The sequence below is a fragment of the Vibrio sp. M260112 genome (assembly GCF_036533775.1).
Taxonomy (GTDB): domain Bacteria; phylum Pseudomonadota; class Gammaproteobacteria; order Enterobacterales; family Vibrionaceae; genus Vibrio.
In genome coordinates, this window is the sequence record NZ_JATABH010000021.1 from 34862 (window position 1) to 54280 (window position 19419).

General features: G+C 46.0%; 17 protein-coding genes. 12 read left to right on the forward strand and 5 right to left on the reverse strand.

What is annotated here, in order from left to right; genetic code table 11:
- Window positions 1-21 precede the first annotated feature (21 nt).
- Together lapB and pyrF are read left to right on the forward strand one after the other, a co-directional pair.
- Window positions 22-1191 (forward strand): lipopolysaccharide assembly protein LapB, encoded by a 1170-nt coding sequence (gene lapB, locus QTN95_RS11070; RefSeq protein ID WP_138970758.1) that lies wholly within the window; start codon window positions 22-24, stop codon window positions 1189-1191.
- An 81-nt stretch (window positions 1192-1272) separates the two neighbouring features.
- Window positions 1273-1968 (forward strand): orotidine-5'-phosphate decarboxylase, encoded by a 696-nt coding sequence (gene pyrF, locus QTN95_RS11075; RefSeq protein ID WP_331417519.1) that lies wholly within the window; start codon window positions 1273-1275, stop codon window positions 1966-1968.
- 56 nt (window positions 1969-2024) lie between these two features.
- Here the strand turns inward: pyrF and miaE are convergent, their stop codons facing one another.
- Together miaE and QTN95_RS11085 are read right to left on the reverse strand one after the other, a co-directional pair.
- Window positions 2025-2801, reverse strand: a complete 777-nt coding sequence (gene miaE, locus QTN95_RS11080) for a tRNA isopentenyl-2-thiomethyl-A-37 hydroxylase MiaE (protein ID WP_331417520.1) — start codon at window positions 2799-2801, stop codon at window positions 2025-2027.
- A gap of 74 nt (window positions 2802-2875) precedes the next feature.
- Window positions 2876-3640 (reverse strand): DNA repair protein, encoded by a 765-nt coding sequence (locus QTN95_RS11085; RefSeq protein ID WP_331417521.1) that lies wholly within the window; start codon window positions 3638-3640, stop codon window positions 2876-2878.
- A 289-nt stretch (window positions 3641-3929) separates the two neighbouring features.
- On the opposite strand from QTN95_RS11085, the gene cysB reads away from it, so the two are divergent.
- From cysB to QTN95_RS11115, 6 genes are all read left to right on the forward strand, one after another.
- Window positions 3930-4904, forward strand: coding sequence for an HTH-type transcriptional regulator CysB (cysB, locus tag QTN95_RS11090; RefSeq protein WP_138970754.1), 975 nt, complete (start codon window positions 3930-3932; stop codon window positions 4902-4904).
- Window positions 4905-4958: 54 nt separating this feature from the next.
- The gene (locus QTN95_RS11095) at window positions 4959-6152 is read left to right on the forward strand and encodes a methyltransferase (protein ID WP_331417522.1); all 1194 of its coding nucleotides are present in this window, start codon (window positions 4959-4961) and stop codon (window positions 6150-6152) included.
- A 326-nt stretch (window positions 6153-6478) separates the two neighbouring features.
- Window positions 6479-7444, forward strand: a complete 966-nt coding sequence (locus QTN95_RS11100) for an ABC transporter substrate-binding protein (RefSeq protein ID WP_331417523.1) — start codon at window positions 6479-6481, stop codon at window positions 7442-7444.
- 63 nt (window positions 7445-7507) lie between these two features.
- Window positions 7508-8452, forward strand: a complete 945-nt coding sequence (locus QTN95_RS11105; RefSeq protein ID WP_331417524.1) for an ABC transporter permease — start codon at window positions 7508-7510, stop codon at window positions 8450-8452.
- Window positions 8449-9243 carry an ABC transporter ATP-binding protein gene (locus QTN95_RS11110; RefSeq protein WP_269376053.1) on the forward strand — a complete coding sequence of 265 codons (795 nt, stop codon included), beginning with the start codon at window positions 8449-8451 and terminating at the stop codon, window positions 9241-9243. Before QTN95_RS11105 ends, QTN95_RS11110 begins: the two co-directional genes overlap by 4 nt.
- A gap of 124 nt (window positions 9244-9367) precedes the next feature.
- Window positions 9368-10831 (forward strand): GGDEF domain-containing protein, encoded by a 1464-nt coding sequence (locus QTN95_RS11115; RefSeq protein WP_331417525.1) that lies wholly within the window; start codon window positions 9368-9370, stop codon window positions 10829-10831.
- On the opposite strand, the gene dusC is transcribed toward QTN95_RS11115, so the two are convergent.
- On the reverse strand, window positions 10828-11781 hold the full coding sequence (gene dusC / locus QTN95_RS11120) for a tRNA dihydrouridine(16) synthase DusC (protein WP_138970749.1): 954 nt from the start codon (window positions 11779-11781) through the stop codon (window positions 10828-10830). The two genes, QTN95_RS11115 and dusC, sit on opposite strands and share 4 nt — an antisense overlap.
- A gap of 257 nt (window positions 11782-12038) precedes the next feature.
- Here dusC and QTN95_RS11125 point away from each other — a divergent pair, with 257 nt between their 5' ends.
- The 4 genes from QTN95_RS11125 to serS all read left to right on the forward strand — a co-directional run bounded on the left by QTN95_RS11125 (window position 12039) and on the right by serS (window position 16101).
- Window positions 12039-12653, forward strand: a complete 615-nt coding sequence (locus QTN95_RS11125; protein ID WP_331417526.1) for a YecA family protein — start codon at window positions 12039-12041, stop codon at window positions 12651-12653.
- Between the two features lie 97 nt (window positions 12654-12750).
- Window positions 12751-13347: an outer membrane lipoprotein chaperone LolA gene (gene lolA, locus QTN95_RS11130; RefSeq protein ID WP_138970747.1), complete on the forward strand. Its 597-nt coding sequence runs from the start codon at window positions 12751-12753 to the stop codon at window positions 13345-13347.
- 2 nt (window positions 13348-13349) lie between these two features.
- On the forward strand, window positions 13350-14696 hold the full coding sequence (locus QTN95_RS11135) for a replication-associated recombination protein A (RefSeq protein WP_331417527.1): 1347 nt from the start codon (window positions 13350-13352) through the stop codon (window positions 14694-14696).
- A gap of 97 nt (window positions 14697-14793) precedes the next feature.
- Window positions 14794-16101: a serine--tRNA ligase gene (serS, locus tag QTN95_RS11140; RefSeq protein ID WP_331417528.1), complete on the forward strand. Its 1308-nt coding sequence runs from the start codon at window positions 14794-14796 to the stop codon at window positions 16099-16101.
- A gap of 112 nt (window positions 16102-16213) precedes the next feature.
- Here serS and ansA read toward each other — a convergent pair whose 3' ends face one another.
- Together ansA and sppA are read right to left on the reverse strand one after the other, a co-directional pair.
- Window positions 16214-17230, reverse strand: a complete 1017-nt coding sequence (gene ansA, locus QTN95_RS11145; RefSeq protein ID WP_138970744.1) for an asparaginase — start codon at window positions 17228-17230, stop codon at window positions 16214-16216.
- A 137-nt stretch (window positions 17231-17367) separates the two neighbouring features.
- Window positions 17368-19218: a signal peptide peptidase SppA gene (sppA, locus tag QTN95_RS11150; protein ID WP_331417529.1), complete on the reverse strand. Its 1851-nt coding sequence runs from the start codon at window positions 19216-19218 to the stop codon at window positions 17368-17370.
- Between the last annotated feature and the right edge of the window lie 201 nt (window positions 19219-19419).

The following is a 19419-nucleotide window of genomic DNA, read 5'->3' on the forward strand; positions in this document are numbered from 1 at the left end:
TATTAGGTAGGCTGTCACTCGATGTTAGAAATCCTGTTCTTGTTATTGCCAATCGCAGCCGCTTACGGCTGGTATATGGGTAATCGCAGCGCCCAGCAAGACAAGCAGAAACAATCCAATCAAATCTCACGTCAATATGTGACGGGTTTGAACCTGCTTTTATCGGATCAGTCTGATAAGGCGGTCGACCACTTTATTGAACTTCTCCAAGTCGATAACGAAACGATTGATACTCACCTGGCTCTCGGAAACCTATTTCGATCGAGAGGGGAAGTTGACCGAGCGATTCGTATCCACCAAAACCTCATCTCCCGTTCTGGGTTAACCATCGACCAAAAAAACATTGCTTTGCAGCAATTAGCAAAAGATTACATGGCTTCGGGTTTTCTTGATCGTGCTGAAAAAATCTTTGAGCAGTTGGTTGATGAACCGGATCACCGTGAAGCTGCGCTACAGCAACTGGTCGCTATCTATCAACAGACTCGAGAGTGGAACAAGGCGATCAATTATGCCTCTCTACTCGTTAAGATGGGTCGTAAACGAATGCGTACCAGTATTGGTCACTTTTGGTGTGAATTGGCGATGCAGGAAAAAGCGGAAGGACATGACGCTCAGGCAATGCAGTACTTCAAACGTGCATTAGCGGAAGACCCAAAGTGTGTACGAGCTTCTATCGCTTTAGGAAAACTCTATCTAGACATTGAAGACTATCGCAGCACCATTGAGTATATGGAGCGTGTCTTAGAGCAAGATAGCGATTTTGTTAGTGAGGTTCTCCCAACACTAGCGGAATGTTATCACCATCTTGGCCAAGAAGATGAGCTACTGAGCTTTTTACGCCAGTGTATCGTCAATAAAGTCGGTGTATCAGCGGAGCTAATGCTGGCTCAACTCGTTGCTCAACACGATGGTGTCGGCGCCGCTCAAGAGCTATTAACGCGACAGTTGGTAAAAAACCCTACGATGAAGGGCTTCTACCGTCTGATGGACTACCATTTAGCAGAGGCTGAAGAGGGTCGGGCAAAGGCCAGTTTAGGTACGCTACAAAAACTGGTTGGTGAACAGTTAAAAGTGAAACCGCATTATCGATGCCGTAAATGTGGTTTCTCGACCCACTCAATGTATTGGCATTGTCCCTCGTGTAAGGGGTGGGGAACGATTAAGCCAATCCGTGGGTTGGATGGTGAATAGTTTTTATGGGCTTGACCCATTACAAAATGGCAGCGGTGATCCCGCTGCTTTTTTTCGATTTATTTATAGTTAGGAGATGAAATGATCGACCAAAAAGTAATTGTTGCACTGGATTATGACAACCAAGCCGATGCACTCGCTTTTGTTGATAGAATTGACCCAAGCTCATGTCGTCTAAAAGTCGGCAAAGAAATGTTTACCTTATTTGGTCCTGACTTCGTCAAAGAACTGCACAAACGTGGCTTTTCAGTCTTCCTAGACCTCAAATTCCACGACATTCCTAACACGTGTTCGAAAGCGGTTCGTGCGGCAGCTGAAATGGGAGTGTGGATGGTTAACGTCCATGCGAGTGGTGGGGAGCGTATGATGACGGCTTCGAGAGAGATTCTTGAGCCTTATGGTAAAGATCGTCCGCTACTTATTGGTGTGACTGTACTCACCAGCATGGAGCAAAGCGACCTTGCAGGCATTGGCCTTAATATCGCGCCGCAGGAACAAGTGATTCGTTTGGCTAATTTGACAAAAAATTCAGGCCTGGATGGTGTAGTCTGTTCCGCACAAGAAGCATCAATGCTGAAAAGTGAGCTGGGTAAGGCGTTTAAACTGGTCACTCCTGGCATTCGTCCAGCTGGTGCGGCAGTGGGAGACCAGAAACGTATCATGACACCAGTCGATGCTATCGCGGCTGGCTCAGATTACTTGGTTATTGGTCGTCCAATTACCCAAGCCGCCGATCCTGCCGCAGTGTTGGCAAACATCAATGCGACACTTGTGTAAAGATTGATTGTGCTAAAAAGCCAGCATTTGCTGGCTTTTTTGTCACTCATCTAAGGCTAAATGCAACCTGGAACGCCACTGTGGAACTTGAAGTCGCTATCGGGAGAAGTAATTAGCTCTGCTTCAATCTGACCGAAGTAAGCCACTCTCTCACTGATGTCTTTGTCAGCAATCTCTTCTGCAAGCGTTAAATAGTCCTGGTAGTGACGGGCTTCTGAGCGTAAGAGAGAGACATAGAACTTGCCAATATCCTCATCCATATGCGGTGCGAGTTTAGCGAATCGTTCACACGATCGAGCTTCTATATATGCGCCGATGATTAACTTATCGATCAAGCTTTGAGGCTCATGCGTTGCCATGCTGCTAATTAATCCCTTTGCATAGCGACTCGCTTGGACAGGCTCATAGGCTATATTGCGCTTGTCCATGATTTCCAAGACTTGATAAAAATGGTGTAACTCTTCTTTAATCAGCATCACCATTTTGTCGATAAGATCTTGGCTGTAAGGCGATTCAGATTTGGCCATGATCGTTTTCGATATTTGGCTTTTCCCTTTTAATGTTTCCAGACTTCCCATTTTGCGATAGGCGAAGTTTTCGTAAGGTTTGAACCAATCTAAGAGGCTATGTGCGCTTTCCTTATCGACAGCGTACTTGCGGATTAGGTACATTGCGGACTGTCCGGCCTTGAGCTCGCAAAGGAGGTGGTCGATGAGTACCACCTTTAGGTTTTCGGGTTTGCGGGCTTCCACAACCCATGCATCGGGCGTAGAACAGTGTAAGAAGCCGTTTATCGGCTCTAACAAGGTTTGGTATTGGTTTAACTCAATCATCTTGAACAAATCTGTCAATTGAAATGAAAAAGGCCGCAACAGCGACCTTTAGAGGATGTGTAATGGCAGTTATATTACCATTTTTTCTTCTCACCAAAGAGCGCATCCATATCGTTTTTACGTTGGTCTTCTTCGATTTGGTGTAACTCTTCAGCGTTTCGAGTTTGTCTTTTCGATTCAAGGTCGTCGTACATTCCTTGAAGTTTTTCGCGTGCTTGGTTCGAATAGTTGTCATTTTTGGTGCTAAGAGCATCAAGTCCTTTACGAAGCAGTTGCACAGCCGTACCCGGTTGACCACGTACGATAGCATCATTTGAACGTTTGATGACGTTTTCAATGTTGATGCGTATCTGGATGGTTTCCAAGCGAGCATTTTCGGTAACGTAGGCCTGAGTTTCAAAGCGACCTTTGTTGTGTTCACTACGGATAGTGTCGCGAAGGCGTTTAACCAGCTTAAGCATAACAATCGCTTGCTTATCACTGCTTGGCACTTTAAAGGTTGTGCTCTCGCCACCTTGGTAATTTTGTTCAAGTTGTTTGATCTGTTGTTTGACGTGTTCGACGCGTTGTTCAAGCTGTTTATTCTTTGGATCCAGCTCATGCATACTTTGTAGTGCGTCTAAGATACGGGTGTTTAGACACACCAATAACTCCTTACTATAAGGCATATGGTGTGCGTGACCGATTAATTCTTCTGTTGCATCTATGATTTGAAGATAGCGCGAACTCTCCTGCTTCCGTGCAGTTTCAGCTTTGACTTTGTATTGAAGCATTATGTTATAGCCCAATACCAAGACAAGTAAGATGGCAACTAAAGCTATGATTAACCCTATATTCATAAATTCCGTATCTTATGTTTTATTATTTTACTGGCAAGCAAGCATACACGATTCTAATCACTCCCTGCACCTGTTTTGTATTATCGCTCAAATGTTCGATTTTATTAATGAAAAATACCAATGCAAGGTTGATTCTGCGTATTTGATTACAAAATAGCCACAAGCCTCTGCTTTTCTACGGCTTGATAACGATTGGACTATCAATTTGAACCCATAGGCGTTATAACTAAATATTATAAACTATGTTCGCTCGCTATGGGGCGTAGAGTAAGGGATTACGAGGTCGAGAATGAAATTACAACAATTGAAGTATATTGTTGAGGTCGTTAACCATAACTTAAATGTATCAGCTACTGCGGAAAGTCTGTATACGTCTCAGCCGGGCATCAGTAAGCAGGTACGTTTGCTGGAAGATGAGCTGGGCATTCAGATCTTCGAACGCAGTGGAAAACACCTTACTCAAGTGACGGGGGCTGGTGAAGATATTATTCGCATTTCTCAGGAAATTTTAGCTCGTGTCGAAAGCATCAAAGCCGTTGCCGGTGAGCATACCCATCCTGAGATGGGAACTCTCAATATCTCGACGACACACACTCAAGCTCGTTATGCGCTTCCTGACGTTATTAAAGGATTTACCGCTCGTTACCCTAAAGTATCACTCCATATGCACCAAGGTACGCCATCTCAAATGTCAGAGGCGATTGCCAAGGGTACTGCTAATTTCGCCATTGCGACGGAAGCACTGCACCTTTACCAAGATGCGATCATGCTGCCTTGTTACCACTGGAATCGTTCCATTGTTGTGCCAAAATCCCATCCTCTGGCACAGAAGGAAAAGGTGACCATTCAAGATCTGGCTTCCTATCCGTTGGTGACGTACGTATTTGGTTTTACAGGTCGCTCTGAGCTGGATACTGCGTTCAATAAATATGGCCTAACACCGCGAGTTGTCTTTACCGCTACAGACGCAGACGTGATCAAAACGTACGTGCGTATGGGGATTGGCGTTGGTGTTATTGCGAGTATGGCGATCGACAAAGAGCAAGACACTGATTTGGTCGCAATTGATGCGAGTCATATCTTTGGTGCGAGCACCACAAGTATTGGTTTCAGACGCGGCACCTTCTTACGCAGTTACATGTTCGACTTTATGGAACGTTTTGCACCGCATTTAACACGTCCAGTTGTTGAGCGGGCGTTGTCGCTTAAATCGAGTGCAGAAATCGAAGAAATGTTCAAAGATATCGACCTTCCTGTTCGTTAAGCGACTACCATCTCTAGTGACTTCCCTCTACACTACGCACACCGGGGGGAAGTCATGCATACTCAATTCAAATCACTCGATCAGTTTCTAACGCAAAATCAGCAATATTGGCGTTTTGAGGCTTTCATTTCATGTTTAGATAGCCATTTGCCCTGGAAAGAGTCTAATCCACAGCTGTGTGCTTGGTTAGACGGCTTGAGCCCAAAAGAAATTGAAGGCTATAAACAGAATAACCTAAGCCTTATTAACGCCTTAACGCCTTATCTGGCTTGTGTTGTGCAAACTTCCCAGTGGACGACATTGCCCTCTATCGACAAGCAGGGGTTAGCACTAGCGCGTGGTGTCGAAAATGGTGTCCCAGGGCGTAAGCTTGAGCAAATCCTATCCATGGGAGAGGCGGCGCTGCGCGATCACCACGGTAGCGAATGGTTAGAGTGGTGCTCAGGTAAGGGATTTCTCGGCAGAATACTCGCGAGTCAAACCCAGCATAAGGTGACCAGTTTTGAGTTTCAGCAAATGCTTTGTGATGCGGGGCAGTTTGAAGCGGACAAACACAACCTGCCGATGCATTTTGTTCAGGGCGATGCGTTGAGTCGCGATGCACAACAGGTATTTAGTTCAAGTCAGCACGCCGTCGCTCTGCATGCTTGCGGAGATCTGCATATATCGCTTCTTAACCATGCTACCGACAAGAGGCTACCAGCGATTACTTTTTCTCCCTGTTGCTATCATTTGATCGCCAATGAGCACTATCAAGCACTCTCTATCCAAGGGAAACAATCTAAGCTTGGGTTAAGCAAGTCTGAGCTGCGGGTCCCCCTTCAAGAAACAGTCACTGGCGGCGAGCGGGTGAGAAAGCACCGAATCGAAGAGATGTCATATCGTCTTGGCTTTGATCTGCTATTACGTAATGTGCTGGGATTCGAACGCTATCAACCTGTGCCAAGTATTAAGAAGTCGCAGCTTTCTCAAGGCTTTGAAGCGTTTTGTCGTTGGGCGAGTGATAGTAAAGGTATCCTTCTACCGGATGTTGATTTTAGTCATTTTGAACAATTGGGCTTGGAAAAGTATTGGCAAATGGAACGCATCAGTTTGATTCAGCAACCATTCAGGCGATGTTTGGAAATGTGGCTAGTGCTGGATAAGGGACTTTTCCTTAATGAGAACGGCTATCGCGTTCAAATCTCGGAGTTTTGCTCACGAGAGATGACTCCCCGTAACATACTGATTCATGCTGTGAAAGTGTAGATAGCAAGGTGGCGTCTCTTTTTGTTACTCCAATGTTAAAACGTGCTTTTCTTTTGTACAGCTTGCTGGTAATAATAATTGATGTGCACATAAAGTGTGCAATTTATAAATACAAAACAGAACTTCACACAACATATTATTGCTTATACCAGCGCCATTAATTGTGTACTCAGGTTATTGCTAGGCAGAAGGGACTGAGAGCACCGTACCAGTGGCGGTTACTTTGTCATTCTTATGGCGTCATCACCGTAATTTAGTGATTGCACTCTTGGCCTCGAAGAATGTTTAGATAGTCAGTGGCGTTGGTACGACATCAAGGAGTCAAGATGAAAGCAGGAAAAGCTATTGCGACCGCCGTTCTCACAGGTGTTACGTTACTCTCATCAACCAGTATCATGGCAAAAACGGCTAAGGTAGCCGTATCACAAATTGTCGAGCATCCCGCGCTAGACGCCACTCGCCAAGGTCTAATCGACGGGCTAAAAGCCAAAGGTTACGAGCAAGGCAAAAACCTAGAATTCGATTACAAAACTGCACAGGGCAATCCTGCTATTGCGGTTCAGATTGCGCGTCAATATGTGGGTGAAAAACCGGATGTTTTAGTTGGTATCGCGACTCCTACTGCCCAAGCACTCGTTTCAGCTACTCGTACGATCCCAGTTGTATTTACCGCGGTTACTGACCCAGTTGGTGCGAAGTTAGTTAAGACATTGGAACAACCAGGTAAGAACGTGACTGGTCTATCCGATCTCTCTCCCGTCAGTCAGCATGTTGAATTGATCAAAGAGATTCTTCCACAGGTCAAATCTATCGGCGTGGTATTCAACCCAGGTGAAGCGAATGCGGTAACGTTAGTAGAACTTCTAAAACGCAGCGCACAAGAGCAGGGCATTCAAGTTATCGAAGCGACGGCTCTGAAAAGTGCTGACGTGCAATCTGCTACGCAAGCTATCGCAGCGAAGTCAGATGTGATTTATGCGCCAACAGACAACACGGTAGCAAGTGCGATTGAGGGTATGATTGTTGCGGCTAATCAGGCCAAGACACCAGTATTGGGTGGTGCGACTTCATACGTAGAAAAAGGCGCAATTGCGAGCTTAGGATTTGACTACTACCAAGTGGGTGTTCAAACCGCGGATTATGTTGCAGCGATCATTGAAGGTGCAGCGCCTGGTTCGCTTGATGTCAAAGTGGCAAAGGGCTCAGATCTGGTTGTTAACCAAAGCGCTGCGACCAAACTTGGTGTTGTGATTCCACAGTCTGTACTAGACCGTGCGACAAGCGTGAAATAAACCAATCCCCCAAGCAACCTCGTTGCTTGGGGGTGTGAGTCTTTAGCAGAAAAGGGAGTTGTTATGTCTGCTTTTGCATTTTTTGGCGCTTTGGAAATTGGCTTACTGTATGGTCTCGTAGCCCTCGGCGTTTATCTCACCTTTCGCGTGCTTGATTTTCCTGACTTAAGTGTAGATGGTAGCTTTCCTATGGGAGCCGCCGTTGCAGCTACTGCAATTGTTGCCGGTATCAATCCGTGGTTGGCGACCTTGATGGCGATCGTAGCGGGTGCTGCGACTGGCTGGGTGACCGCGTTTTTAGCGGTTCGCTGTGGAATCCTCCATCTTTTGGCATCGATATTAACGATGATCGCGGCTTTTTCTATCAATATCCGCATCATGGGTAGACCAAACTTAGCTTTGCTTGGTGAGGACACTATTCTGACCCCGTTTGAGGCGTACGGCGATCCTATGTTAGTTCGCCCACTGTTGGTCGGCATATTGGTGTTGGTTTCTGCCTGGCTGGTGGTACGTTTACTTAACAGCGACTTCGGACTAGGCCTACGTGCGACGGGAGTCAATGCCCGCATGGTTTCAGCGCAAGGGGCGAGCACATCCTTTTATACCTACTTTGGTCTGGCGTTATCCAATGGTTTTGTTGGCTTTGCTGGGGCTTTGTTTGCTCAAACGAACAGCTTTGCTGATGTGACTTCTGGTGTCGGGACTATCGTGGTTGGTTTGGCTGCGGTGATACTCGGTCAAACGCTTATTCCAGGAAGAAAAATATGGGTGGCTGTTGTTGCAGTTATCGTCGGTTCAGTGCTCTACCGTCTGGCGGTAGCATTTGCACTCAGTTCAGGGATGTTCGGATTGCAAGCCTCAGACCTCAACTTGGTCACGGCAGTTCTGGTTGCAGCAGCGCTGATTGCGCCCAAGATTAAAGGTAACCTTAAATCAAAAAAGCTTAGCCCTGCGATGGAGAGCAAAAATCTATCCAAGCAGGATAAAGAGTCAGGAGAAGTAGCATGATTCGTCTAGAAGATATTCAGGTGACGTTCAATCCAGGAACCATCTTAGAAAATCGTGCTTTGCGTGGTGTTTCTCTTGAGGTTCCGGAGCACCAATTCCTAACCGTGATTGGTTCGAACGGTGCAGGTAAATCAACGCTGCTTGGAGCTGTTACTGGTGAAACGCCAATGATCGGTGGACGCGTAGTGATTGATGAACTCGATGTTACTCGTCAAACAGTGGATCAGCGAGCCAAGCAATGTGCTCGAGTGTTTCAGGATCCTTTAGCTGGTACGTGTGGAGAGTTGACGATTGAAGAGAACATGGCACTCGCATATATGCGTGGTAAAAAGAGAGGGTGGAATCTTTCTCTTTCATCTCAGCGTCGCAAACTTTTTCAGGAGCGTATCAGTATCCTAGGGCTAGGATTGGAAGACCGTTTAGGTGACAGCATTGGCCTATTATCGGGCGGCCAGCGTCAAGCTGTGAGCCTTGTGATGGCGACGCTTTCCGATAGCAAATTATTGTTATTGGATGAACATACAGCAGCGCTGGATCCACGTATGGCTGCGTTTATTATTGATTTGACAAAGAAAATTGTTTCGGAGTTCAACCTCACTGTGATGATGGTTACTCACTCAATGAAAGACGCGTTAGCTTGTGGTGACCGTACCGTGATGCTTCACCAAGGCGAGATTGTTCTCGATGTATCCGGTGAACAGCGAGCGAATATGCGAGTTCCAGATCTTTTAGAGATGTTTTCTAAGGTTCGTGGAGAAGAACTGGCGGATGATAGCTTATTGTTAAATTAACGAGTTGCTGACAAATTGCTACCGAAATATCCACCAAATCTATGAGATAATATCAATCTGGATATCTACTAAACCCATCAATTGTATTACAGTATTGATGGGTTTAGTTTTAGTGAGGAAATAGATGCAGGTTGACAGGCACTTTAGTTTAAAGTTTGTATTTTTAGCACCTATGGTTTGGTCCTTAGTCGTGCTTGCATTGACGCTAAAAAACCATTATGACACCGTTAATCGCGATATCGATGATGAATACACTCGTGTCGTTGAGGCAACTTCTCGCGCCGCTAAAGTCGTTGCCGCGATAGACTATAGCTTTTCCAACCATGATAAGAACGCAAACTTTATGCTGCTTGAACATAATCGTCGAATTGTCGAGGGCTTATGTCAGATGTGGCCGATTGACGCTCTACTGAGATCCGAAGGGCGGGATTATGACATTCCCGCTGTCGACATTAACTATATGTTGGTTGGCAGAGAAAGCCTTTGTACTCCGGGTAGTGACATCTATCAGCGAGTTTCCAACCAAGTGTCACTTGCTCCAATTTTGTCATTCTTACACGATATCGATGGGTATCTGCTAGGCATTCACTATATCGACAGAGCAGGCTATGTAATGTCTTCGCCTGATGATTATGCAAAGAGTCTGACGGTGGAATTACTCGACACCATCCAAGCTCGCCCATACTGGCACGTGACCGCCAGTAACCGAGATAAAATTACTTTGTCTGGGCCAGCCCCAATCATTGCAAGCAATGACACCATTTTGAGTATGACGATGCCAGTCTACCTAAATGATGTGCATCAGGGGATGCTGTCATTAGATATCTCTTACCAACGTCTGCTCGCAACCCAAGGCAAATTAGCGGGCGAACTGCATATCCTAAACACCAGTGACCTCTCTCCACCTGACAATGCGTTTAGGCTGAAAATGATTAACGTAGAAGGGGTAGCAAGCAACTATGCTCTCTATTATCTCTTTGATCTACAAAAAGAGATTCGCCACTTTTTCTACTTTCAACGATACAGCCTTCTAGTGACGGCCTTTATCTATGTGTTCTCTGTTGTGGTGTTATTTTTGATTAATACAAGGGTTGAGCATGGTTATTTCAGAGAGCTTGCCGCGACAGATCCTATGACAGGCCTGCTAAATCGACGTGGCTTAGAAGCGTTTTTAACCAATAACGCCCTGCACGGTCACTATATCGCGCTCGGGGTTTTCGACATTGATGATTTTAAGAAAATTAATGATAACCACGGCCATGATGTCGGCGATACCGTTATTAAATATATGGCAGAACAGATTAGCCTAGGCATTCGTAGTAGTGATGCCGCGGCTCGAATTGGCGGCGAAGAGTTTGTGATTTATATGACTGGAAACGCGATAGAGTCGCTTAAGAAAAGTATGCTCAGGGTAAGGAACGATATTTGCCAGCATTCAGAGGCGGCTGTAGAAAACGGTTTCACTGTGTCTGGTGGTGTTGAAGTGGTTGAAGCAGAAGGAGCAAGCAGCTTCGAAGTGTTATTCAAAGCTGCTGATGAAAAGCTTTATCAAGCGAAAAACGCCGGTAAAGATCAGTTGGTGTTCTAAGCTGCGACGAGTGTATCTCGGTATCGGGTGATATGCTCAACAATGGGTGCAGCTTTGTTGTAGGTGCGAATTTCTCTAAATAGCGTATCTGCTTGTGGATACTGATGACGTAAATACGCGAACCACTGCTTAACTCGGTTAGGATAGTAAAGACCTTTGTCGCCTTTCATTTCATACTGAGAATACACCAAGAGCAGTTCAACAACTTGTGACCAAGGCATCACCGCATGATCATGTTTGACCACATTGCCCAAATTCGGCACGTTGAACGCACCACGGCAGACCATTAAAGAGTCAACTCCAGTAGTGTCAATGCAGGCTTGACCATCTTGATAATTCCATATCTCACCATTGGCAATCAGCGGAATATCGAAACGTTGGCGAATTTTGTTGATGTACTCCCACTTGATTTCGCTCGCTTTGTAGCCACCCGTTTTGGTTCTGGCATGGACGGTCAATTCATTTGCCCCGGCACTTTGAATCGCGTCGACGATTTCGAAGCAGTCTTCAGGGTTGTCCCAGCCCAAACGAATCTTAGCTGTGACAGGAATATCTGAGCTAACCGCTTCTCGGCATGCTTTAACCACATTGTGAATCAACTCAGGATGTTGCAGCAATGCCGCGCCCCCTTTGCTTTTGTTGACGAGTTTAGCCGGACAGCCAAAGTTGAGGTCAATGCCTTTGGCACCAAGTTGTGCTGCACGAACGGCATTTTCAGCCATCCAGTGTGGATCTTGACCAAGCAGTTGTACATGTACAGGAACCCCAGATTTTGTCTGAGAGCCTTGTAGTAACTCTGGACACAGGCGGTGAAAGACGTGATCAGGCAAGAGTTGATCGACAACACGGACGAATTCAGTGACACACAAGTCATAGTCATTGATATCCGTTAAGATCTCTCGCATTAAGTGATCTAACACGCCCTCCATAGGCCCCAGAACTACACGCATAAATTACACCTCAGATTTAGGAGGCGTGATTTTAGAGGTATTAGCCGATAAAGTCATCCCTCAACTAAGATTGTGCAAAGCCAATGAGAAAAAAGAAAAGGCTAGCCACCAAACGTTGAGACTAGCCGTGACGGGAACAGTAGCAAAAATTTCAGCAAGGTATGGTCATCGAATCAGGGAGGGAAGTCTCGAAGTGACCGCAGACCTTGCATAGGGTTATAATGTCGCTAAACAACGATTAACACTAGAACAAGAAAATGAAGTATCAAATTCTGACACTCGAAGACTCAATTACTGCCGAATCACCACTCTTTATTGAAGGCTTAACGCTCGCGGCCAATATGGCAACCAAACCTTTAGCCCCAGAAAGTTGGCTAGGGTCGGTTTTTACTGAGCGTGCATTAGAGGTGAGACCGAGTATCGAAGCGCACATTCATCAGCAATACGCTTATTTGCAGCGAGGTGAATACTCGCTATTGAACTTACTCGAACCTGAACGCCAAGCCGAACAACTGGCTGACTTCGCAGAAGGCTTTATGACCTTGTGGCCGACTGTCGAAGAGCAGTGGATGGAGACCAGTGTAGGAGATGGAACACTGCGTATGCTTCAGGCGATGTTAACGACGTTTATGTTAGCGGTTGATGAAGAGCAAACTCGCAGTCAAATGCAAGCGTCGGGCATTGAAACCCCACCGTTACTGAGTGACTTTATTGACCAAATAGACCTGATGATTGCTGAAGTAGCGCAAGCCGCTGATGCAGCAATGACAGGTGCCAAAGCTCAAAGCGTTAACCCATACAAAAACATTGGTCGTAACGATGAATGTCCGTGTGGGAGCGGTAAAAAATTCAAGCAGTGCTGCGGAAAATAAACAAAATTGATCGAACAAAGTTAACCTTGTTCGGTCATATTAGAACGAATTAGAAGTTATAAGTGGTACGTACGCGACCAATTAGGGTAACAATCGAATGAAAAAATTTGCTGTATTACTAATGATGAGCTTTTCCGTTATGGCTGCGCCTAAAGATGAGCTTAGCCAACGACTACAAATGAACGATGGATTCAGTGCTGATTTTTCTCAACAGCTGATCAGCCCTGAAGGCGACGTTGTGATGGAAGGTCAGGGTAATGTAGAGATCGCACGTCCGAGTCTATTTCGTTGGACGACAACCGCTCCGGACGAAAATGTCTTGGTGTCTGATGGTAAGAGCCTGTGGTATTACAGCCCATTCATTGAACAAGTGAGTATCTATTGGCAAGAGCAAGCAACAGAGCAAACCCCCTTTGTTCTTCTGACTCGCAATCGCGCGAGCGACTGGGATAACTACAAGGTTGAACAACAAGGGAATACCTTCACCTTAACGCCAACCGCAGCGGACAGCAATCAAGGTCAATTTAAGCTAAAAATCGACCCTCAAGGTAAGGTGGAAGGGTTTAGTGTGGTTGAACAAGATGGCCAGCAAAGTACGTTTACGTTCAACAATGTCCACCTTGGCAAACCAAGTGCTGATCGTTTTACGTTCGCTATTCCACAGGGTGTAGAGGTCGATGACCAAAGGAACTAAGTGTGAGTAACTACACGTTAGACTTTTCGGGGGATGAAGACTTTCGCCCCCTTGCTGCCAGAATGCGCCCTCAAACACTCGAGCAGTATATTGGTCAGCAACATATTCTTGGCCAAGGCAAGCCGCTAAGACGTTCTCTAGAAGCTGGGCATATCCACTCGATGATTCTTTGGGGACCGCCGGGTACAGGAAAAACCACTCTCGCTGAAGTGGCTGCCAATTATGCTAACGCAGAGGTTGAGCGTGTCTCGGCCGTCACTTCGGGTGTAAAAGAGATCCGTGCTGCCATTGACAAAGCTCGTGAGTATAAACTGGCAGGTCGACGCACCATCTTGTTTGTTGATGAGGTACATCGCTTCAACAAATCCCAGCAAGATGCGTTTCTCCCTCATATCGAGGATGGTACGGTGACCTTTATTGGCGCAACAACCGAAAACCCCTCTTTTGAACTCAATAACGCCTTGCTATCACGTGCCCGCGTTTACAAACTGACGTCGTTGGCCAAAGAAGATATCCGTCTGGCGCTTGAACAAGCCATTAATGACGAAGAGCGTGGTTTAGGTGGGGTAGAGGCTGAATTTGTCGACAACGTTCTCGATCGTTTATCTGAACTTGTCAACGGTGATGCCCGCATGTCCCTAAACTACCTTGAGCTGCTGTATGATATGGCTCAAGAAGACGCGCAAGGTAAAAAACAGATCACTTTGGCTTTGTTGGCGGAAGTGGCCGGGGAGAAGGTCTCTCGTTTCGACAACAAAGGAGACATCTGGTACGACTTAATTTCAGCGGTACATAAATCAATTCGAGGTTCCAACCCCGATGCCGCACTCTATTGGTCTGCTCGGATGATTGCAGCTGGCTGTGACCCTTTGTACATTGCTCGCAGGCTGTTGGCTATTGCGTCAGAAGATATTGGTAATGCCGACCCGCGTGCTATGCAGGTAGCCCTATCAGCATGGGACTGTTTTACACGAGTGGGGCCAGCCGAAGGCGAACGCGCGATTGCTCAGGCCATTGTCTATTTAGCATGCGCGCCAAAGAGCAATGCCGTCTATACCGCTTGGAAGCAAGCTCTGGCCGATGCGCATAACTTACCTGAGTATGAAGTGCCGCCTCATCTTCGTAATGCTCCCACCAGCCTGATGAAAGATCTTGGTTATGGCGCCGAGTATCGTTATGCCCACGATGAGCCAGGAGCGTATGCGGCCGGTGAGCAATATTTGCCACCAGAAATGTCGGGAAAAACTTACTACCAGCCAACCAATCGCGGCTTAGAAACTAAAATTGGCGAAAAGTTAGATTACTTGGCTAGTTTAGACGCAAAAAGCCCACAAAAACGCTATGAATAAGCGTCCATTTTAGATACATTTATTCGGTTAATATTTTTAGCGCTTGAGCATGAAGCTTGAGCGCGATTTCACTACTAAAAAAAGCATAGGATTAACAATGCTGGATTCTAAATTACTTCGTACAGAGCTGGATGAAACAGCTGCAAAACTAGCACGTCGTGGCTTTAAGCTAGACGTAGAGACAATCCGTACACTTGAAGAACAACGCAAGTCCATTCAAGTAGAAGTTGAAAATTTACAATCCACGCGTAATTCCATCTCCAAGCAGATTGGCCAGAAAATGGCAGCTGGCGATAAAGACGGTGCAGAAGAAATCAAGAAGCAAATCGGTACACTTGGTAGCGATTTAGACGCGAAAAAAGTCGAACTTGACGCGGTAATGGCGAAACTTGATGAAATTACTCTATCGGTTCCTAACCTGCCTGCAGATGAAGTGCCAGACGGTAAAGATGAAAATGACAACGTAGAGATTTCTCGTTGGGGTGAACCAAAAACTTACGACTTCGAATTGAAAGATCACGTTGACCTAGGTGAAATGGGCGACGGTCTTGATTTTGCGAGTGCCACTAAGATTACGGGTGCACGCTTTATCGTGATGAAGGGGCAGTTTGCTCGTCTTCACCGCGCAATTGCTCAGTTCATGCTTGATCTTCACACTGAAGAGCACGGCTACACAGAAATGTATGTGCCTTACCTAGTAAACTCTGACAGCCTATTTGGTACTGGCCAGCTACCTAAGTTTGGTAAAGACCTCTTCCACACAGAGCCGCTAGAAGAGAAAGTGAACGACGAAGAACCACGTAAACTGTCGCTTATTCCAACTGCGGAAGTTCCTGTTACTAACATGGTTCGTGACACGATTACTGACGAAGCAGATCTGCCACTTAAAATGACAGCTCATACGCCATGTTTCCGTTCAGAAGCGGGTTCTTATGGTCGTGACACTCGCGGTCTTATTCGTATGCACCAATTTGACAAAGTTGAATTGGTACAAATCACTAAGCCGGAAGACTCAATGGATGCACTTGAAGAACTCACCGCTCATGCAGAGAAAGTTCTTCAACTGCTAGAACTTCCTTACCGTAAAGTGGTTCTGTGTACTGGTGATATGGGCTTCGGTGCTCGTAAGACTTACGACCTTGAAGTTTGGGTTCCAGCGCAAGAGACTTACCGTGAAATCTCATCTTGTTCAAACATGTGGGACTTCCAGGCTCGTCGTATGCAAGCGCGTTTCCGTCGTAAAGGCGAGAAGAAGCCTGAGCTTGTTCATACACTAAATGGCTCTGGCCTTGCTGTAGGTCGTACAATGGTTGCGATTCTGGAGAACAACCAAGAAGCTGATGGCCGTATCGCAATCCCAACTGTACTTCAGAAGTACATGGGCGGCGCAACGCACATCGGTTAATCGCGAGCGATATATAAAGCAAAAGGCGACTGATACAGTCGCCTTTTTTGTACCTGCGGGAAATAAAAAAGCCGACATAAGGTCGGCTTTGCAGGGCTATGAGCGATTGAGTTTAGATACTCATTTCACCGCGAAGCACTTGCTGCATCTTAACCTTAACTTGTTCGTAGCTTAGACCTTGGCTTAAAAGGTAATGCAGTTTCGCGAGCGCCGCTTCTGGCGTCATATCATAGCCACTGATCACGCCAGCTTCTGCTAAGGCACAACCCGTTGCGTAACCGCCCATATTGACTTTACCAGCGAGACATTGAGTCAGGTTGACGACGAGAACGCCACGCTGTGAAGCCTCTTTGAGGTGATTGAGTAGCTCGGGATTTTGCGGAGCATTACCGACACCGAACGTCAGCAAAATCATTGCATTGACAGGCTGAAGCAACGTGTTGCGAATGACTTCGTGAGAAATTCCTGGGTACATAGTAATCACGCCGATAGGCTGTGGTGTAATGTCGTGAACTTTAAACTCGCCTTCTGGTTTCTTACCGACTTCAATCTCACTGCTGATTTGAATATTGATACCCGCTTCTAGCAGTGGAGGTAGGTTTGGTGAAGTGAAGGCGTTAAAGCCATCAGCGTGAGATTTCGTACTGCGGTTGCCACGCATGAGCTTGTTGTTAAAGAACAGCGTCACTTCGTTAATCGGGTAATTCGCAGCAATATGCAGGGCATTTAGCAGATTGGCTTGACCGTCAGAGCGCAGTTCAGCCAATGGAATTTGAGAGCCAGTGACAATGACAGGTTTACCCAAGTTTTCCAGCATGAACGATAGTGCAGATGCAGTATATGCCATGGTGTCGGTGCCATGCAGGATCACGAAACCATCGTACTTGTCGTAGTTATCACGGATATCATCCGCGATTTGTTGCCAATCTGCAGGTGTCATATCTGACGAGTCAATCAGAGGATCATACTCGTGGATAGTAAACTCAGGCATTTCTGGTCGATGAAACTCTGGCATGCTAGCGAGTTGTTTCTCCATGAAGCCAGCGATAGGAACATAGCCGTGATCATGGGATTTTTGCATACCAATGGTACCGCCGGTGTATGCGATATAAATATGTTTTCTTGCCATTGCTTTGAAACCAGTTAATTGTAGGGGGAACAGAGCGGGGAATTATATCTTAATCTAGGCCAATAAAAAGGGGGATTCCGCACAGGAATCCCCCCTAAATCATCTGGTCGGTTTAGTCACCATGCTGTGAAGCGAAGCTATTGAACCTGACAGTTTAGGCAGAAAGCGTATTGCCCTTTTGGATCATTGAAGCTTTGCAGCATATTCGTATCTTGCAGCACTTGTTTAGCGACGGGTTGGAGTGCTTGCGGCAGCATCGTCGTCGCGTCAATCCCTAAGTGGACACTGACCTGATTCATGAAATCTTGAATAAACTGCTGAGCTGGAGACAGTGGCTCTTCAACCCAATAGAGATTGTATTGCTCAACTTTAGCCAGTTCCGCTGCCAATGCGACTGCGTCATCAAAGTCACCAATTTTATCGATCAAACCGAATTCCAATGCATCTTGACCTGTCCAAACGCGACCTTGAGCTACCTCATCCACTTTGTCTATAGGCATTTTACGTGATTGACTCACCAGACCGATAAAACGGCTATAGCCATGTTCGATCCCCATTTGGAACGCTTGGGATGCGCCATCTGAAAGACCGGTAGTGATACCGACATCAGAGAAAGGTGAAGTACCGATACCATCGGTATAGATACCCAGTTTGTTAAGACCTTTTTCAAACGTCGTTAGCACACTGAAGATGCCTATTGAACCCGTTAAGGTTGTCGGTTGTGCCATGATGCGATCTGCACTCATTGAAATCCAATAACCCCCTGAAGCGGCAAGGCTCGACATCGATACAACGACAGGTTTGCCTGCTTCTTTTAGAGCTTCGACTTCGTTGCGAATGACTTCTGACGCAAATGCGCTGCCTCCAGGGCTGTCAACACGCAGTACAACGGCTTTCACTTTGTCATTATTGCGTGCTTGGCGCAGTAGGGCAGCAACTGTATCGCCCCCAACAGTGCCGCGTGGTTGTGAACCATCCATAATGGCACCACTTGCCACCACAATCGCGATATCATTAGAAGCTAGGTTGAATTTAGGTGTTATTGTCAACTGGTACTCATAGAAGTCGACATAGTTATAGCTGTCTTCTCCGTTGCTACCAAAAACATCGACAAGCTCTTTTCTTACTTGCTGGCGTGTCGCCAGTTGATCGACTAGGCCGACATTTAGCGATAACGAAGCGAGATCACCATTGTTTGCTTTAAGCAGAGCGAGAAACTCGTTCATATCAGGATTGAGTGTTTTGGCATCAAGCTGACGATTGGCCGCGACATCATCAATATATGCCCCCCAAAGTTGCCCTAACCAGCGAGAGGCGGACTCTTTTGCCTCTTTCGACATATCGTCACGTACAAAGGGTTCTATGGCAGACTTATAGGTGCCAACACGGAATACATGGGTATTAACGTCGAGCTTTTCTAAAAGAGATTTGTAGTAAAGTGAATAGGCGCTATAACCTTTCAACATCACGGCACCATCAGGTGCTAGGTAGATCTTATCTGCATAGCTAGCGAGATAGTATTGACTCTGATTGTACATGTCGCCTACCGCGTAGATTGGCTTTCCAGAGGCCTTAAACTCATTCAATGCCTTAGCGATGTAGCGCAGTTTAGTCAGATTGGTTTCTGGCATATCGCGCAGCGCGAGAACGATACCACTGATTTGTGAGTCATCTTTTGCACGTCGAATGGTTTCAACAATATCAAATAGGACGTTTTCTTTCGGTAAGCTCTGGCCAAACAAAGAACCTGTCAACGAATCCATTGGATTGACATAAGTTGCCTGTTCAACAATTGGACCAGAAATATTGACGATCAGCGCGGACTCTTTAGAAACCGTCGGCACAGGCGATTCGGCATTGGTATAGATGAAATAAATAATACCGATACTGGCCAGAAAAATCAGGTTGACGAGGGCAAGACGAATAAAAGTGATCAGTTTCCAGATCCCTTTGAAAAACATGCCAACAAACTTAAAAATACTCTTCATTTTTTCTCCGCTGCGAATCTCGCAGGTTAGGGCTTATCCAATGTAAGACCTTAGAATTCAAGATATAGTTATATCCTACTTAAACTAGTATACCCAAACAACCGTAAGATTGATCGGTGTTACAAAAATGTAAACGGGTGTTTGATTTTTATTTAATGACTTCGTATTCTGGTCAGACCACAATAAAAATAGAGTAAAGTG

Bases quoted from the DNA above. Each gene is read 5' to 3' on its own strand.
- lapB (WP_138970758.1), top strand. From the start codon at position 22: ATGTTAGAAATCCTGTTCTTGTTATTGCCAATCGCAGCCGCTTACGGC.
- dusC (WP_138970749.1), bottom strand. From the start codon at position 11,781: ATGCGTGTAGTTCTGGGGCCTATGGAGGGCGTGTTAGATCACTTAATG.
- QTN95_RS11095 (WP_331417522.1), top strand. From the start codon at position 4,959: ATGCATACTCAATTCAAATCACTCGATCAGTTTCTAACGCAAAATCAG.
- QTN95_RS11100 (WP_331417523.1), top strand. From the start codon at position 6,479: ATGAAAGCAGGAAAAGCTATTGCGACCGCCGTTCTCACAGGTGTTACG.
- pyrF (WP_331417519.1), top strand. From the start codon at position 1,273: ATGATCGACCAAAAAGTAATTGTTGCACTGGATTATGACAACCAAGCC.
- sppA (WP_331417529.1), bottom strand. From the start codon at position 19,218: ATGAAGAGTATTTTTAAGTTTGTTGGCATGTTTTTCAAAGGGATCTGG.
- QTN95_RS11125 (WP_331417526.1), top strand. From the start codon at position 12,039: ATGAAGTATCAAATTCTGACACTCGAAGACTCAATTACTGCCGAATCA.
- serS (WP_331417528.1), top strand. From the start codon at position 14,794: ATGCTGGATTCTAAATTACTTCGTACAGAGCTGGATGAAACAGCTGCA.
- QTN95_RS11105 (WP_331417524.1), top strand. From the start codon at position 7,508: ATGTCTGCTTTTGCATTTTTTGGCGCTTTGGAAATTGGCTTACTGTAT.
- cysB (WP_138970754.1), top strand. From the start codon at position 3,930: ATGAAATTACAACAATTGAAGTATATTGTTGAGGTCGTTAACCATAAC.
- lolA (WP_138970747.1), top strand. From the start codon at position 12,751: ATGAAAAAATTTGCTGTATTACTAATGATGAGCTTTTCCGTTATGGCT.
- QTN95_RS11115 (WP_331417525.1), top strand. From the start codon at position 9,368: ATGCAGGTTGACAGGCACTTTAGTTTAAAGTTTGTATTTTTAGCACCT.
- ansA (WP_138970744.1), bottom strand. From the start codon at position 17,230: ATGGCAAGAAAACATATTTATATCGCATACACCGGCGGTACCATTGGT.
- QTN95_RS11085 (WP_331417521.1), bottom strand. From the start codon at position 3,640: ATGAATATAGGGTTAATCATAGCTTTAGTTGCCATCTTACTTGTCTTG.
- QTN95_RS11110 (WP_269376053.1), top strand. From the start codon at position 8,449: ATGATTCGTCTAGAAGATATTCAGGTGACGTTCAATCCAGGAACCATC.
- miaE (WP_331417520.1), bottom strand. From the start codon at position 2,801: ATGATTGAGTTAAACCAATACCAAACCTTGTTAGAGCCGATAAACGGC.